1 protein-coding gene is annotated in these 571 nt (G+C 68.0%); it reads right to left on the reverse strand.

The genetic code is table 11. The annotated features are described in order from the left end of the window. Positions 1–305: sodium-dependent bicarbonate transport family permease (locus P1J78_RS25120; protein ID WP_275570099.1), on the reverse strand; the 305-nt coding region annotated here is incomplete at its 3' end. Between the last annotated feature and the right edge of the window lie 266 nt (positions 306–571).

The following is a 571-nucleotide window of genomic DNA, read 5'->3' on the forward strand; positions in this document are numbered from 1 at the left end:
ATCCCCTTGTCCTGCGTCACGGCGCCGATCACGAAGGCCCCGGTCAGCAGAACGATGGAGCCGTTGGCGAAAAGCTCGCGCATCGGCACGCTGCCCGCCACGCCCTCGCGCCCGAAGCGGTGCGCGATCCACAGGGCCGACAGGATCGCGGGCACCTCCATCATCGCCGCCACCGCGACCATGAAACCGTCGGAGGCGATGCCGGTCAGCTCCAGCAGGCTCGACGCCGCCACGAAGGTCACGATGGAGATCGAGCCGTAATGCCCCGCCACCGCGGCAGCGTTCAGCGCGTTCAGCCCGGTCATACCAGCCCAGCTCGTGCCGCTCCACTAGGCCCGGGATTCGCGTCTTCTCCTGCAGGAAAGAACGCGCTGGTTGGCGCGCGGATCTCGACGGCCGGCGGCGTGTCTTCCGTGCTGCGGGCCTCGCAGGAACGGTTGCACTGCCATGTCCCGATAGAAATTGCATCCCGGAACAAGATGGTCGAACTTGCTCCCGTGTCGATCCAGATCGCGGCCCGGTTGAGCGTCGCGATCGTCCCTGCAACGGACGCGGCTCGCCCCCCCCCCCC

The organism is Psychromarinibacter sediminicola (assembly GCF_029168335.1).
Lineage (GTDB): Bacteria > Pseudomonadota > Alphaproteobacteria > Rhodobacterales > Rhodobacteraceae > Psychromarinibacter > Psychromarinibacter sediminicola.